Origin of the sequence: Pseudomonas sp. VS40 (assembly GCF_018587885.1) — a bacterium.
Lineage (GTDB): Bacteria > Pseudomonadota > Gammaproteobacteria > Pseudomonadales > Pseudomonadaceae > Aquipseudomonas > Aquipseudomonas pergaminensis.
In genome coordinates this window covers 323,337-338,524 of record NZ_JAGYWD010000006.1, presented here as the reverse complement: position 1 = coordinate 338,524, position 15,188 = coordinate 323,337, and the positions used below count along the sequence as shown (strand labels likewise).

15 protein-coding genes are annotated in these 15,188 nt (G+C 62.8%); 10 read left to right on the top strand and 5 right to left on the bottom strand.

From position 1 onward, the window contains the following. Positions 1-1,584 carry a flavin monoamine oxidase family protein gene (locus tag KHP07_RS19875; RefSeq protein WP_214497857.1) on the top strand — a complete coding sequence of 528 codons (1,584 nt, stop codon included), beginning with the start codon at positions 1-3 and terminating at the stop codon, positions 1,582-1,584. An 11-nt stretch (positions 1,585-1,595) separates the two neighbouring features. Next, positions 1,596-2,030, top strand: coding sequence for a RidA family protein (locus KHP07_RS19870; protein ID WP_214497856.1), 435 nt, complete (start codon positions 1,596-1,598; stop codon positions 2,028-2,030). A 3-nt stretch (positions 2,031-2,033) separates the two neighbouring features. On the opposite strand, the gene KHP07_RS19865 is transcribed toward KHP07_RS19870, so the two are convergent. Continuing rightward, entirely contained in the window at positions 2,034-2,411 is a 378-nt protein-coding gene (locus tag KHP07_RS19865; protein WP_214497855.1) for a c-type cytochrome, read from the bottom strand. A gap of 287 nt (positions 2,412-2,698) precedes the next feature. Here KHP07_RS19865 and KHP07_RS19860 point away from each other — a divergent pair, with 287 nt between their 5' ends. After that, on the top strand, positions 2,699-4,072 hold the full coding sequence (locus tag KHP07_RS19860; protein ID WP_214497854.1) for an LLM class flavin-dependent oxidoreductase: 1,374 nt from the start codon (positions 2,699-2,701) through the stop codon (positions 4,070-4,072). Here the strand turns inward: KHP07_RS19860 and KHP07_RS19855 are convergent. Together KHP07_RS19855 and KHP07_RS19850 are read right to left on the bottom strand one after the other, a co-directional pair. Next, the gene (locus KHP07_RS19855; RefSeq protein WP_214497853.1) at positions 4,041-4,865 is read right to left on the bottom strand and encodes an HAD family acid phosphatase; all 825 of its coding nucleotides are present in this window, start codon (positions 4,863-4,865) and stop codon (positions 4,041-4,043) included. The genes KHP07_RS19860 and KHP07_RS19855 overlap by 32 nt on opposite strands. A gap of 46 nt (positions 4,866-4,911) precedes the next feature. Beyond that, positions 4,912-6,108, bottom strand: a complete 1,197-nt coding sequence (locus tag KHP07_RS19850; RefSeq protein WP_099492998.1) for a DUF1835 domain-containing protein — start codon at positions 6,106-6,108, stop codon at positions 4,912-4,914. 173 nt (positions 6,109-6,281) lie between these two features. Here KHP07_RS19850 and KHP07_RS19845 point away from each other — a divergent pair, with 173 nt between their 5' ends. From KHP07_RS19845 to KHP07_RS19815, 7 genes are all read left to right on the top strand, one after another. Then, positions 6,282-6,965: an ABC transporter ATP-binding protein gene (locus tag KHP07_RS19845; protein WP_214497852.1), complete on the top strand. Its 684-nt coding sequence runs from the start codon at positions 6,282-6,284 to the stop codon at positions 6,963-6,965. Next, the gene (locus tag KHP07_RS19840; RefSeq protein WP_099492996.1) at positions 6,962-7,753 is read left to right on the top strand and encodes an ABC transporter permease; all 792 of its coding nucleotides are present in this window, start codon (positions 6,962-6,964) and stop codon (positions 7,751-7,753) included. The genes KHP07_RS19845 and KHP07_RS19840 overlap by 4 nt, the downstream gene beginning before the upstream one ends. Before the next feature lie 272 nt (positions 7,754-8,025). Further along, a complete protein-coding gene (locus KHP07_RS19835; protein ID WP_214497851.1) occupies positions 8,026-8,646 on the top strand; it encodes a glutathione S-transferase family protein in 621 nt (206 codons plus the stop codon). 18 nt (positions 8,647-8,664) lie between these two features. Next, a complete protein-coding gene (locus KHP07_RS19830; RefSeq protein ID WP_214497850.1) occupies positions 8,665-9,585 on the top strand; it encodes a LysR family transcriptional regulator in 921 nt (306 codons plus the stop codon). Next, the gene (locus KHP07_RS19825) at positions 9,585-10,469 is read left to right on the top strand and encodes a LysR family transcriptional regulator (RefSeq protein ID WP_214497849.1); all 885 of its coding nucleotides are present in this window, start codon (positions 9,585-9,587) and stop codon (positions 10,467-10,469) included. The genes KHP07_RS19830 and KHP07_RS19825 overlap by 1 nt, the downstream gene beginning before the upstream one ends. Before the next feature lie 79 nt (positions 10,470-10,548). Further along, positions 10,549-11,481 (top strand): pyridoxamine 5'-phosphate oxidase family protein, encoded by a 933-nt coding sequence (locus tag KHP07_RS19820; RefSeq protein ID WP_214497848.1) that lies wholly within the window; start codon positions 10,549-10,551, stop codon positions 11,479-11,481. Positions 11,482-12,159: 678 nt separating this feature from the next. After that, on the top strand, positions 12,160-12,564 hold the full coding sequence (locus tag KHP07_RS19815; RefSeq protein WP_099492991.1) for a RidA family protein: 405 nt from the start codon (positions 12,160-12,162) through the stop codon (positions 12,562-12,564). Here the strand turns inward: KHP07_RS19815 and KHP07_RS19810 are convergent. Both KHP07_RS19810 and KHP07_RS19805 read right to left on the bottom strand, forming a co-directional pair. Continuing rightward, complete coding sequence (locus KHP07_RS19810; protein ID WP_502937535.1) at positions 12,497-13,993, bottom strand: efflux transporter outer membrane subunit; 1,497 nt, start codon at positions 13,991-13,993, stop codon at positions 12,497-12,499. The two genes, KHP07_RS19815 and KHP07_RS19810, sit on opposite strands and share 68 nt — an antisense overlap. Next, positions 13,975-14,769, bottom strand: a complete 795-nt coding sequence (locus tag KHP07_RS19805) for a helix-turn-helix transcriptional regulator (protein WP_214497847.1) — start codon at positions 14,767-14,769, stop codon at positions 13,975-13,977. Before KHP07_RS19805 ends, KHP07_RS19810 begins: the two co-directional genes overlap by 19 nt. Between the last annotated feature and the right edge of the window lie 419 nt (positions 14,770-15,188).

Below are 15,188 nucleotides of genomic sequence, written 5' to 3'. Positions count from 1 at the left end.
ATGGGACTGACACGACGTGAAGCGCTGTCGAGCATCGCTGCGGTGGGCGGCGAGCAGGCAGTCAAGGATGCGCTGGCGGCATTGGGCCTGGGGCCGTCGTCACACAGGCGCCCGCAACCGCTGAAACTCAAGAGCGGCCTGGGGCAGGGCACTCGCGTGCTGGTCCTGGGGGCCGGGATCGCGGGGTTGGTCACTGCGCTGGAGCTGACCCGCGCCGGGTTCGACGTGCAAGTGCTGGAAGCCCGTGAACGGGCGGGCGGCCGTACCTGGACAATCCGCAACGGCGACCGGGTGGACTACAAGGACGGCCGCACGCAAACCGCCGCGTTCGACCCCGGGCATTACTTCAATGCCGGGCCGGCGCGGATTCCCAGCCAGCATCGCACCATTCTCGACTATTGCAGCGAGTTGGGCGTGCCACTGGAGGTGCTGGTCAACAGCAGCCATGGCGCCCAGGTGCGGCCGGATGTGAGCAAGCCGGCGTTCACCGTCGGCCAGGCGATCAACGATGCGCGCGGGCACCTCTCCGGCTTGCTGGCCAAAGCCGTGCAGCGCGATGCCCTCGATGATGTGTTGAGCGCTGAAGAACGCACACGGCTGCTGGCGTTCCTGCAGGTGTATGGCGATTTGTCCCAAGCATTGGCCTTCGAGGGCACGCTGCGTTCGGGGCACCTGGAGTCGCCTGCCCATCCCGGCGCATTGCCCGCCAGCCGCCGTCCGTTGGCGCTGGACCAATTGCTGCACCCGGAACTGTGGGGCGCGCTGCTGCACACCGAATTCCCCGAGTTCTCCGCGACCATGTTCCAGCCGGTCGGCGGCATGGACCGCATCACCGATGCTTTCTACCAGCGCGTCAGGCGCCATGTGCAACTGGGTGCCCAGGTGCGGCAGATCCGCCAGTTGGAAGACGGCGTGGCGGTGACCTATCACGACACACTCAGCGGCCGCGAGCAGGTGGTACGCGCCGATTATCTGATCTCGACATTGCCGCTACCGCTGCTGGCCCAACTCGACACCGATTTCAGCGACCCGATCAAGGCCGCCCTGCTCAGCACCCGCAGCGACCAGGCCACCAAAGTCGCGTGGCAGTCGCCTCGGTTCTGGGAAACCGACTACCGCACCTACGGCGGCCTGTCGTGGATCGAGCACCCGGCGCGCCTGGTGTGGTACCCGAGCAACGACCTCAACACCCGCGAAGGCTTGCTGGTGGCGGGTTACGTGACGGGGGAGGGCGCTGACGTCTTTGGCGCGCAACCGTTCGACAAGCAGTACGCCACCTCCAAGGAGGCGGTTGAGCTGTTGCATCCGGGCTATTCCAAACACCTGCGCAACCCGCTGGCGGTGTCCTGGGAACAGATCCCCTACAGCGAAGGCCCGTGGCTGCAACGTGAACACTTCCCGGCCGACGCCAGCGCCTTGCTCGAAGCCGGGCATGGCCGGGTGTACTTCGCCGGCGACGGCCTGGTGCAAAGCGGCGTGGGCATCTGGCAGGAATCGGCGGCCAACTCGGCGCGCCATGTGGTCGGGCAACTGGCCGAACGGGTAACCCAACAACGACACAGCGCGGCACTGGCCGCCTCCTAAGGAGCGTCATCATGAGCGACAGCATTCAACGCACCAGCGTCGGCGATTTCCCGATTTCGCAGACCGTGACAGTGCCGGCGTCTGCCAGCCTGATCTTCGTCAGCGGCACCTTGCCCGACCTGCACGATGCCAATGCCCCGGCGGGGACGCCGGCGGCCTATGGCAATACGGAAATCCAGACGGTGTCGGTGTTCAACAAGATCCGCAAGATCCTGCGCCAGCAGGACCTGGACCTTGGGGATATCGTGCAGTTGCGCGTATTCCTGGTGGGCGCCGAAGAGACCGGTGGCAAGCTGGATTTCGCCGGCTTGCAGGCGGGCTACACGCAGTTTTTTGGCACGCTGGAGCAGCCGAACAAACCGGCACGTACCGCGCTGCAGGTGGTGGCGTTGCCATTGCCCGGCGCGTTGGTTGAAGTGGAGGCGATCGCTGCAAGAGCAGTGTGAGGCTCATCGGCTCTTTGCAATCACACCGCTCATGTATTGGTTCAAATCGCGGAAGTCGTTAACCCTCCAAGCGAACGGCGCCAGCTTTACGCCGTTCTCTCGCAAGGTCCTCGGGATCAAGTCGCCATTGGGGCGAAGGATGATCGACGAAACAATAACGCCTGGATAATCACTCAGGCGTTTTTTGAACGCAGCGGTGGTCAGGTCGGGGGTGGGAGGATTGCTCTTATTGGCCAAAGGGCCTGTGCCTTTGATATCGGCGCCGTGGCACATCGCACACCGTTGGGTAAAGAGGGTTTTCCCGTTGAGGTTATCCGCAAAGGACAGTGAGGGCTGGGCCAGCGATAACAGGCCGAGCCCAGCGATAAGTACCCGTTTCATATCCATATGACCTTGTGGCTTGAATCAGATTGGGATCGAGGGAAGAACCTGATGTCAGCGCGTTGAGTTTGAAAGGCCGCCATTCTCCTTGTTTTGCCGTGACCGTGTCCAAGGCCGCTTCGACGGCCTGTGCGCGGTTATGTCAGTTGCGGATGTTTTGTCTTTATTTAAATCAGTATTTTTAATAATTAGCATAGATCTACAAAGCCTTTCACAAGCCCCGCTCGCGGGCATTAAGGTCGATCTACACAGGCCAGCACCGCTGCCATCCACGGAGGAATACCTTGATGCCCGCCTCATCCCGACAACTCAAGTTCGGCGCCATTCTTACCGGTGTCGGCACCGCACAAAACGAATGGCTGCACCCGCAGATCCCCGGCGATGCGAGTGTGGATATCGACTGGTACCGCGCCCAGGCCCGGCAGGCGGAAGCGGCCAAGTTCGACCTGGTGTTCATCGTCGACAGCCCCTACATCACACCGGACTCCGCGCCCCACTTCCTTAACCGCCTGGAGCCGTTGACGCTGCTCTCGGCCATCGCCGGCGCCACCTCGAAAATCGGCCTGGTGGCAACGCTGACCACGTCCTACACCGAACCCTTTAACGTCGCGCGGCAGTTTGCGTCCCTGGACCACATCAGCGGCGGTCGCGCTGGGTGGAACGTGGTGACCACCGGCCTGGAAGGCGCTGCCGGCAACTTCGGCCGTGAACAGCACATCGACCACACCGAGCGCTATCGCCGGGCGGCCGAGCACCTGGAAGTGGTGCAGGGGCTGTGGGATTCCTATGAGGACGATGCCTTTGTGCGTGACAAGCAAAACAAGGTGTTCCTCGACCCGCAGCGCCAACACCGTCTCGACCATCATGGCGAGTTTTTCTCCGTCACCGGGCCGCTGAATATTTCACGTTCGGCCCAGGGCCAACCGGTGATTTTCCAGGCGGGGATTTCCGAGTCCGGGCGCAACCTGGCGGCGAACTATGCCGAGGGGATTTTTGCCGGCGTGGGTAATTTCGAAGACGCCCAGGCGTACTACCGCGACATCAAGCAACGCACGGCCGCCGCCGGGCGCAACCCCGATCACGTGACCATCCTGCCCGGCATCTCGCCGATCATTGCCGACACCGACGAGCAGGCCCAGGCCATCGACCGCGAGCGCAATGGCGAGCTGGACCTGGACAAGGCGCTGGTGCAATTGGGGCGGCCGTTCAACTACCACGACTTCAGCCAGTACGCGCTGGATGAGCCATTTCCTGAGTTGGGCGACCTGGGTAGCAATGGCTATCGCGGGCATGCGGAGAACATCAAGCACGTAGCCCGTGAGCAGGGGTTGACCTTGCGTCAGGCGGCGTTGCGCTTTGCCAAGCCGTTTTCCAGCTTTGTCGGCTCGCCCAAGACCGTGGCGGATGAGATTGAGCGCTGGTTTGTGGAGGGCGCGGTGGATGGGTTCAACATCCATGTGGGCGCACCGGAGGATTTTGCGCGGTTTACTGACCAGGTGTTGCCGCTATTGCGGGCGCGGGGCTTGTTTCGCAGTGAGTACAGCCACAGTACGTTGCGCGGGCACCTGGGGCTGCCGGTGCCGGTGAATCGGTATACGGCGGCATCCCAGGCCCGTTCAGCCGCGCGGGCTACTCTTGCAACTGCAACGCCTGCTGCTTGAGCTGGCGCTTTTGCTCAAACGGCAACGTCTCATCATCCCCATACGGCGCGCTGTACCAGTTTCCGTACGTCGGGTTGGGCAGCAAGAACCAGCGCTGCCCGAGCCAATTCATATAAGGCTGCACCGCCTTGCGTTGATCCGCGAGGGTGTTGTGTTCGGCCTGCACGAAGTCCCCCAGGGAGTCCCCGGCCATCAGCAATACACGGGCATGGCTGGCGACCCATTGGCGGCGGCAGTTCTTGCCGTAGCCGGCACTTTCGCAGTGGCCGGTGGGGGTACTGGCGGCGAGCACTTGTTCTGCGCTTTCAACCGGGAAACCCCGCAGGCGCAAGTTCTTCGCGGTGGCCGCGACCTGGTTGTGTTCGCGGTTGGTGAGGTAGTAAACCTTGATACCTTTTTGCTGCGCCGCTTGCAGGAAGGCAACCGCACCGGGCAAAGCCTCGGCCCTGGCCTGGTCGACCCAGGTGTTCCAGCGATCGTAGGAATAGACCTGGTTGTTGACCACATCGCGGGCGTTGAGCGGCACGTTGTCCAGCAGGGTTTCGTCGATATCGACCACGACCGCCGGCGGCAACCCTTTGAGGTCGCGCGGGGGGAAGGGCAGGGCGTCCCAGGTCGGATCAGCCAACGCCACGTCGAGTTGACGGGTGGCATTGGCGAAGAGCTGACGGTAGATCAACTCATGCTCGATGGAGGTTTGGGTCCAGAGCACGGCGTCGAGTTGGTCGTTGGCCGGCGGCGTATGTTGGCAGCCCGCCAGCAGAAGCAGGCTGGCGAAGATCAGGTTGCGCATGGGCAGTCTCGCAAGTGAGGGTTGAATGGGCAGCACGTTAGCTTAATCACGGTCGCCATAAAGGCATGATGTTTTCATCAATCGCCCAATGGGGTTGGCGAGGTCGCAGGCAAACCCCACCCACCCATCGCACATGGCCGGCGTGATCCAGCCAGTTGGCGTGACCCTTCAGCACGGTTTGCCCCAGCGCAGTCAAGGCCAGCACCTGGCGCGGCCATTCCAGGTGCGTCTCGGTGGCCGTCAGTAAAGGGGTGTCGCCATCGAGTAGCGGCCGCAACAGCGCATGAAACATCATGTCTCCCAGGAACGGCAGCGGTTCGCGCTTGCCCATTAACTCAGCAAACACCCGGCCAAACGGCACCGGTCCGGCTTCGGCGATGTAGCTCAGTGACAGGCGCTCGGTGAGCGACAAGCCATCGCGCACGCCCGGTAATTCCTGCAATTGGCGCAACAGCGCAGGTGCCAGCAAGGGCAATGCCGAATGGGTGCCGTGGGCCAGTTCCGCCAGGCGTTCGGGAGAGGGGGAGCAGTACGCCGCCCAGGCGCGTTTGGCCAAATGCACCGCGTCGTCACCGAGCCGTCGTCGCTGCGGCCAGAGCCAGGCCAGTACATCGGGGGCCAATTGGCCGATCCCGATAAAGCGCTCGACACCGGGCACGCGGTCCACCTCGATCAGCTCCAGTTTGCGCGGCGCCTGCTCAAGACTGGCGAGTGCACGAATCAGGAACAGTTGGTCGTAGGCATCCGCTTCGCACCACAGCACGCTATGATCGGCGTTGGCCAAGGCGTCGAGCTGGTCATATTCATCAGCGACGCGGCGCGCTGCTTGGGTTTTGTCCAGGGCGAAAGCCTGGCTGATAAACGTACTGCGCATGGCGCGGAATGCTTCGCTGGGCACATCACGAACCGGCCCCATGCACAGTGGGTCGGTGAGCATTTTGAAGTCGCCCTTGAACCCGGCGATCTGCAGGCTGTGGGCAATGTCATTGCCGCAACGCCAATGGGTGGTGCGGGGTTCGTCGCTGGCGGCGAAGTCGGGGTGGTGGGCGGCGAAGTCGATGGCATCGACATGGGCCTTGAGCCTCGGCCAACTGCGGAACCCCAACTGCTTGGCGATCGCCCATTGCGCCTGGGACAGGGTCGCATTCGGGTCTTGGCTTTTCAGGTGTGGCAGCAATTCCTTGGCGCGCTTGCGCTGCTGCGTGAGGTTGAGGCGGCCATCGGTGTTGACGTGTCGGGACATACGATCTCCTTGCACAAACCTTTTCCGCTTTAAGGTTGGGAGTCGTAGAGAATGAGGGTGTTGCAGTGTCTTGGGCGCAGCCCTTTCCGCGGAAGGTGGCGTAGAGAGCGCCAGGCAAGGAATATAGGCAGTGAAGTTTTTGATTGCAAGCCGTTCAAGCGAGTAATGAGTTCATGACCGACACCGCATTAATCGAAGCCCGCGCCCTCACGCGCATGGACGAGCGCCGCCACGTGGCCTTACTCCAGCCCACCGATTTCACTTTGCAACCAGGCGACCGCGTTTCGATCACCGGTGCGTCCGGCTCCGGCAAAAGTGTGTTCCTGCGCGCGCTGGCGCTGCTGGATGCACCCACGTCCGGGCAGATCCTGTGGAACAACCAGCCGATCGGCAACGCACAGATTCCCCACTACCGCTGCCACATCAGCTACCTGTCGCAACGCCCGGCGCTGCTCGAAGGCTCGGTGGAAGACAACCTGCGCTTTCCCTTCAGCCTCAAGACCTCACGCAAGCGCCGCTTCGACCTGGCGACCGTCACCACACTGCTGGGGCATGCCGGCAAGGCACCGGACTTTTTGGCCAAGCGCGCCGCCGACCTGTCGGGCGGCGAATCCCAGGTGGTTTCGTTGATCCGCACTCTGCAACTCAATCCCGAAGTGCTGTTGCTGGACGAGCCCACCGCCGCCCTCGACCCCACCTCATCCCGCGAAGTGGAAGCGCTGATCGACGCCTGGTTTGCCGGGGATCCGTCCCGCGCCTGTATCTGGGTCTCCCACGACCTGGACCAGGCGCGACGCATGAGTGACATCCATTTGCAGATGAGTGCCGGTGTGTTGAGCGGAGTGCCCCAGCCATGAATTATCAGAACCTCACCGCGCTCGACATGGGCATCGCCGCGTCGCTGATCCTTATCAATGGTGCACTCTCGCTGCTGCTGCGCCTGGGTTTGGGCCGCCAGTTGCTGTGGGCGGCGGTGCGCACCGTGGTGCAACTGTTGGCCATCGGTTACCTGCTGGGCTGGGTGTTCGAGTTCGCCTACTGGTACGTGGTGCTGCCGCTGATGTGTGCGATGACCCTGATCGCCGGCCTGTCGGCAGCGGGGCGTGGGCGACGGACTTATCGCGGGCAGCGCGCTGACAGCATCCTGTCGGTGTGGGGCAGTTCATGGCTGGTCACGGCCGTGGGTTTGTTTGCAGTGATCCGAATCCACCCGTGGTACGAGCCGCAGTACGCGATTCCGATCCTGGGGATGATCCTCGGCAACACCCTGACCGGCGTGTCCCTGGGGATCGAGCGCATGACCCAGGAACTGACCTCGGGGCGCAACACCATCGAGATGATCCTGGCCCTCGGCGGCTCCCGTTGGGAAGCGGCGCAGGAGGCCATCCGCCAGGCGGTGCGCGCGGGAATGATCCCGACGCTGAACCAAATGACTGTGGTGGGCATCGTCAGCCTGCCCGGCATGATGACCGGGCAAGTGCTGGCGGGGGAAAGCCCGGAGGATGCGGTGCGGTATCAGATCGTGATCATGTTTCTGATTGCCGCGTCGTCGGCGCTGGGCACGGTAGGGGCGGTGTTGCTGACCTATCGGCGGTTGTTTTCCAGTAGCCATCGATTCCTGCGGGATCGCCTCGTAGAGCGTTGAGGCGCCACGACGACGATCAACTGTGGGAGCTGTCGAGCCCCGGCGAGGCTGCGAAGGCGGCGGGACTGCTGGCATTTTTTTCGCCTGAGACCGCTATCACAGGCAAGCCAGCTCCCACAGGGAACAAGCTCAGATGGCGAGTTTTTTGATTGTGTCCCAGTGAGTGATTGTTTCGCCGGATGAAATGCTGGATTGTAAATCCTGGTGATTCCAACGGTCGCGGCAGCGGTGGAACATGCGGGGGGTCGATAACCCCTTTTTTGGAGCCTTTCATGATCAAACTCTACGGTTTCCCGTTGTCCGGCCACTCCCATCGGGTCGAGCTGATGCTGTCTCTGTTGGGCCTGCCCACGGACTATGTGTTGGTGGACCTCAAGCAAGCCGCCCACAAAGCGCCCGAGTTCATTGCTGCCATCAACCCTTTCGGCCAGGTGCCAGCCATCGATGACAACGGTGTGGTACTGGCGGACTCCAATGCGATCCTGGTCTACCTGGCGAACACCTACGGCAAAGGCCTGTGGCTGCCGAGCGACCCGGTGGGCCAGGCCCGTGTGCAGCGTTGGCTCTCGGCCGCCGCCGGGCAACTCCACGCAGGACCCGCGACCGCACGCCTTGCCCTGGTGTTTGGTGCCCAGGTGGACACCGCCGCCGCAATCAGCCGGTCCCACGCGTTGCTGAAACTGATGGAAACGCAGCTGGGCCAAAGCCGCTTCCTGGCCAGTGAGCAGCCGACCATTGCCGATGTGGCCTTCTACACCTACATCGCCCATGCGCCAGAAGGCAATGTGTCGCTGGCCGACTACCCTCAGGTGCGCGCCTGGCTCGCTAGCATCGAGGCGTTGCCGGGGTTCGTGGGCATGCCGCGCACGGCGGTGGGCTTGCAGTCGCAATAACTTTTTAGAGGCGTGCCGATGGACCGATTTCATGAAATGCAGGTGTTCCTGGCGGTGGCCGAGGAGGAGGGCTTCGCCGCCGCCGCGCGTCGCCTGAAAACCTCGCCACCCAGTGTGACGCGGGCCATCGCCGCCATGGAGGAACGCATCGGCACTCAGCTGCTGGCGCGCACCACCCGCAGCCTGCACTTGACCGAAGCCGGCCAGCGTTACCTGGAAGATTGTCGGCGCATCCTGGCCGAGCTCGATGAGGCCGAGGAAGCGGCGGCAGGCAGTTATTCCATTCCTTGTGGTCACCTGACCGTGACTGCGCCGGTACTGTTCGGCGAGTTGTATGTGGCGCCGGTACTGGGGGAATACCTGGACCGCTTTCCGTTGGTGAACATCAACGCCTTGCTGGTCGACCGCGTGGTCAACATGACCGACGAGGGGGTGGATGTGGCGGTGCGAATCGGCCATCTGCACGAGCCGGGGCAGCAGGCGATCAAGGTCGGCGAAGTGCGCCGGGTGGTGTGTGCGTCGCCAGCCTATCTCGACCAACATGGCCGGCCTGGGCATCCGTCGCAATTGCGCGAGGCCAAGATTGCCACGTCGTCGTCCAGCCAGTTGGTGAGTGGCTGGGAGTTCGTCGACGGCGCCCAAACGTTGACCGTGTCCATCGAGCCGCGCCTGGTCGTCACGGCAAACAACGCCGCCATCAACCTGGCGCGCTTGGGCTGGGGCATGACGCGGGTGTTGTCCTATCAGGTCGCCACAGCGGTGGCGGCGGGAGAGCTGGAGATTGTCCTCGAAGACTATGAGGCGGCGCCGCTGCCGATCCAGGTGGTGTTCCAGAAAAGCAGCCGGGTGCCGGCCAAGATCAACACCTTTGTCGACTTCCTCACCCATCGCCTGGGCCAGGACGCTGCCCTGAACCCGGCGATGAAACGGCGCAGCTGATGGAACGCTATCGCGACATGCAGTTGTTCGCCGCGCTGGCCGGGCAGCCGAGCCTGGCGTCGGCGGCGCGTGACGCACAGGTCTCCGGCCCGACCCTGGTACGCGCGATCGCCCGCCTGGAGGCGCGTTTGCGCGTGCCGCTGCTGGCGCGCAGCACGCGTGGCGTGAGCCTTACCGACGCCGGCAGCGCCTACCTGGCGGACTGCGTGCGCCTGCTCGCTGCGGTGGACGCCGCTGAAGCCTCGGCCAAGGGGCTGCATGTGCAGGCCCAGGGCAATCTGCGGGTGTTTTTGCCGTTCCTGTTCAGCCGTTATGTGATGGCGCCGGTCCTGGCCGACTACTTGGACCGCTATCCCGAGGTGAACCTGGTCGTCAGCTACCACGACTATTACCCGAACCTGCACGAAGAAGGGCTCGACGTCGCCATCCTCGTCGGTGAACTGCCCGACTCGTCATTGATCGCCCGGCCGCTGGGGCAGGTGCGGCATATCGTCTGTGCCAGCCCTGCCTATCTGGCTGTTCACGGCGAGCCCCAACACCCGAACGATCTCAAGCAGCACCGGCTGATCGCCAGCGCCGATCAGGTGCATTGGGATTTCCAGGGCTATCAACTCAAGGCCCGCGCCCGCCTGGGCTGCGCCACGGTACAGGGTGCGATCAATGCGGCGGTGCAGGGCGCGGGGTTGATTCGCTGCTTGAGTTATCCGGTGCACGAACACCTGCTGAGCGGGCAACTGCATCGCGTATTGCCCGATTTTGAGCTGCCGCCACTGCCAGTGCAGGTGGTGTACCGCGAAGGTCGCAACGCACCGATGCGCGTGCGCAGCTTTGTCGACCACTGCGTAATGGTGCTGCGCGAACACCCGGCATTTCAGCTGGCGTAATAGTGGATTGCCTGGCGTGGTGATTCTCACGCCGACTGGCAGGGCGCAGCATCGACACATCCAACCTGAGGTGCTTGCCATGAACCTGAATGAACAATCTCCCTGGCATGCCGGCGAACGGCACATACAAGAGGCGGTGGGCGTGGCCGACCGCATGGCCGTGGTCGGGCCGAAGGTAATACGCGATCACCTGCCGGAACAGCACCGGGATTTCTACCCCTTGCTGCCTTACCTGATACTGGGTGCGGTGGACGAGCGTGGCATCCCTTGGGCGACTATGATCGAAGGCGCCCCCGGTTTCGCCCACTCGCCGGACCCACAGACCCTGCAGATCGACAGCCTGCCGTCCGCGACCGACCCGGCCCGCAACGCCCTGCAAGAGGGGGCAGCTGTCGGCCTGTTGGGCATCGACCTCAACACCCGGCGTCGCAATCGCATGAACGGCCGTGTGGGTGCACTCGATCACGATGGCTTTTCGGTCGACGTGGTACACACCTTCGGCAATTGCCCCAAGTACATCCAACTGCGCCCGGTCGATGGCATTGCTCGTAAACCCGGCACGGCGGTCGAGCGCTCCAACGACCTGGACGCTGCCGCCCAGACCCTGATCCGCAACGCCGACACGCTGTTCGTCGCCAGCTACGTCGAGGTGGACGCTCAACGCTCGGTGGACGTTTCTCATAGAGGTGGCAACACGGGTTTTGTGCGGGTCGAGGGCAACATACTGACCATCCCCGACTTTGCCGGTAACCTGTTTTTTGCCACCCTGGGCAACCTGCAAGCCAACCCGGTGGCCGGGCTGTTGTTCATCGACTTTGAATCGGGGGATGTGTTGCAAGTGGCCGGGCGTACCACGTTGATCCTCGACGGCCCGGAAGTGGCGCTGTTCGAGGGGGCGCAACGGCTGTGGACGGTGACGGTGGAACAGGTGGTGCGCCGCCCGGCGGCATTGGCGTTGCGGTGGCAGTTCGCGGAGTTTTCGCCGTTTAGTCTGGCGATGGGGAGTTGGTAGGCGACGACGCCCAAGTGTGGGAGCTGGCTTGCCTGCGATAGCGGAGTGTCGGGTGGCGTTGCTGTAACTGATACGTTGGCGTTGCGGTGGCAGTTCGCGGAGTTTTCGCCGTTTAGTCTGGCGATGGGGAGTTGGTAAGCGATGACGCCCAAGTGTGGGAGCTGGCTTGCCTGCGATAGCGGAGTGTCAGGTGGCGTTGCTGTGACTGATACACCGCTATCGCGGGCAAGCCCGGCTCCCACAGGGGATTGCGTTGTCTGATGGAGTTACGTGTTTGATCAGGCCACCGGGCATTCCCGGTTCAGCGCCTCATCGACCAACAACTTCGCTACCACGCGAAGTAAGGAGGCGTCTGTACACGGGGTGGTAGACCGGTCATAGAAGCCCGGCAGGCCGAAGCCTCCCATGCACAGCCGCCACAAAGCAGCCCGCACAAAAAAACGCCCTTGAGCGTTTTGGGGTCTATGAAAGAACTGGGCTACCACACCCATTCGCTGAATTTGCAGCGACACGCGAAGGTTAGGGGCGAGGTTCATCGGACGCAACCCGAAAGTTATGTAAGAACAGTCCGGTGATTGCTGAGCATGCATGGGTTGAAATGTTGCCAGATATTGAATCACCGGATTGCCCCCACCCAATGGGTTAGCCTTGTTTTCCTACAGACAACAAGGAAGCGTCATGCAGCGAAAAGTCATCAATCCCGCAACGGTATTCAACTCCCTGCAATACGGCTTCAGCCAGGCCCTTGAAGTCCCGCAAGGCCGGCGCATCCTGCTCTCCGGCCAGGTGGGCGTGGATGCAGACGAGCGCACCGTCGGCCCTGGCATTGCCGAGCAAACCGCCACTGCGTTGGACAATATCGAAAAGGTCCTGGCCGAGGTCGAGGGCGATCTCTCCCATGTGATCATGCTGCGGCTGTATATCGTCGAGTCCGCCCGCGACCAGCAGGAGCCGATCGCGCAGGCGCTGCGCGAGCGCTTCCCGCACAACCCGCCGCCGTCTTCGTGGATTATCGTCAGCGGGTTGTCGTTGCCGCAGTGGTTGATCGAGATCGAGGCGGAGGCGGTGATTCCTCAGGGTTAAACGCGACAACCCCGCCTGCGTCCGCAAGGGCTTCTCCCCAGGCGCCGCCCAGCGCGGTATACAACTTCACCTCGGCCACCAACTGCGCCAGGCGGTCGACGATCAGCGCCTGCTGCGAGCTGAACAGTGCACGCTGGGCATCCAGGAACGTGAGGTTGCTGTCGACGCCGCTGCGGTAGCGGTGTTCGGCCAGGTTGTAGTACTGCTGGTTGGCCGCGACAAAATCCCGTTGCGCTTGCAGCTGGTCGACAAAGGTCTGCCGTGCCGCCAGGCCGTCGGCGACTTCCTGGAAGGCGGTCTGGATGGATTTTTCGTACTGCGCCACGCTGATGTCTTTTTGCAGCTTGGCGTAGTCGAGGCTCGCGCGCAGGCTGCCGGCATTGAAGATCGGCAGGTTGATCTGCGGCTGGAAGGTCCAGCTGCCCGAACCGCCCTTGAACAGCCCCGACAGTTCGGTGCTGGCGCTGCCGGCGTTGGCGGTGAGGCTCACGGACGGGAAAAACGCCGCACGCGCTGCGCCGATGTTGGCGTTGGCGGCGCGCAGTTGGTATTCGGCCTGGAGGATGTCCGGGCGCCGTTGCAGCAAGTCCGAGGGCAGGCCGGCGGGCACGCGTGCCACCAGGTCGTCAGCCAGTGGCCGCGACGGCAAGTGTTCATCCACCGCGCCGCCCACCAGCAGGGCGAGGTTGTTGAGGTCCTGGGCCACTTGGCGTTCATAGCGGGCCACGCTGGCGCGGGTGCTTTCGACGCTCGTACGGGCTTGCACCACATCCAGCGCCGAGGCTTTGCCGGCGGTTTTGCTGCGACTGGTAAGGCGCAGGCTATGCTCGTTGGCGTCCAGGGTCTGGTGGGCCAGGGCCAGCAGTTCCTGGTCGGCGCGCCAGGTCAGGTAGGCATTGGCAACGTTCGCCACCAGGCTCAGCTGTGCGCTGCGCCGCGCCTCTTCGGTGCCCATGTAGGTGAGCATGGCCTGTTCGCTGAGGCTGCGGATGCGGCCGAACAAATCCAGTTCGTAGGCACTGAGCCCCAGGGTCGCCGAGTAGCTGGAGGTAATCGCCGGCTTGCCCGTGCCGGTCACATCCCCCGGCAAACGCCGACGTTGGCCGGCCCCGGTGGCGGACACCGCCGGGAACAGGTCCGCCCGCTGGATACGGTACTGCGCCTGGAACGCCTCGACGTTCAGCGCTGCCACCCGCAGGTCTCGGTTATTGACCAGGGCATCGCCAATCAAGCGTTGCAGCGCCGGGTCACGGAACAGGTGCTGCCAGTCCGACGTACCGGACTGCGCCATTGCGTACACACCTGCCTGGGGATACTGCGTCGGCACGGGGGCCGGGGGTCTTTGATAGTCCGGGATCAGCGAGCAACCGCCGAGCATCCATGCCATCGCGAATGTGCTCAATTTATGCATCAGGCGCCAATCATCCATTTGGCCAAGCCATGCCGACCACTGACGCCTAACTTGGCGGCGGCGCGCTTGAGGTAGGTTTCGATGGAGCTGTTTTTCACGCTGAGCTTTTCGGCCATTTGCGGCACGGTGCCGCCGGTCAGCAGGCCAAGGCACACCTCTTGCTCGCGTGCCGACAGGGTGATGTCGCCCAGGGACAGGCGCTTGTAGAACTCACGCTGCAATTGGGATTGCTCCAGCAAGGTGTGGGCCGGTTCGACCTCGGTGTGCGGCGCCTGGCGCAGGCCCTGGGCGTGGCACTCGATCAGCGGCAGCAGGGTGTCCGACAGGCACTTGAGAAACGACAGCTCGGCCAGTGAAAACCCGCGATGGTTGGGCGGCCGATAAAACGAAATCACGCACCGCCGGTTGCCCTGGCGCGACACCAGGTTGCACTGGTGCGAGGTGCCGCGCGGGTACAGGCTCTTGGCCTTGGCCTTGAGCTGGATCAGCAGCGGGTCCTGCATGCCGAGCATGTCCCGCAGCAGCGGATGGTCTTCCATGGAGTTCAGGGGCAGGGGCGGCGGCAGGTCCTCCTTCTCGCCGGCACTGCCCAACAGCTTGATATCGAGCACGCGGTTGCGCAGCTCGTCGAGGGTCCATTCGCTCAGGTCCACCAGGTGGATCGGCACCCACTTGTCCACCAGGTGCAGCATGTGGGCGGCGAAGTCCGATTGGCCACTGCTGGCAATCAACTCGCCCATTTCGGCATAGAAATTCGGGCTTTGCGGGTCGGCATTATTGCGGGTCACACTCATAGCCATCTCATCCTTGATGTCGAACACCGTCAACAGTCTCTCTGGGCTCTCTGCGGGGGGCGATCCGTGCTCACGCACCCGAGGCGGTAGTCGAGCGTTTATTTAGCCAGCGGATTCGTCCTACGTATGTAGCGGAAACGAGGGACACAACGTGCCATAAAAACCACGTCATTAATTCGACGTTTCTGAAAGACATTTCCGACCAATTAAATCCTTGAGAAGTTTCTGTATTTGCTTAACCTGATGATAAATAACGGAAAAATATTATCTAAAGGGAAGGCAATGCACCTTGGCATCGGCAAGATATAGCCAATGTCCTACATCGCTTTAATCGTTTCAGCAATGATCCCTCAGCCAAGCCTGATCCTACCCTTTGGATGTCCGGGTTTCGGGTGACAGACAGCCCCCCACCCCCATGC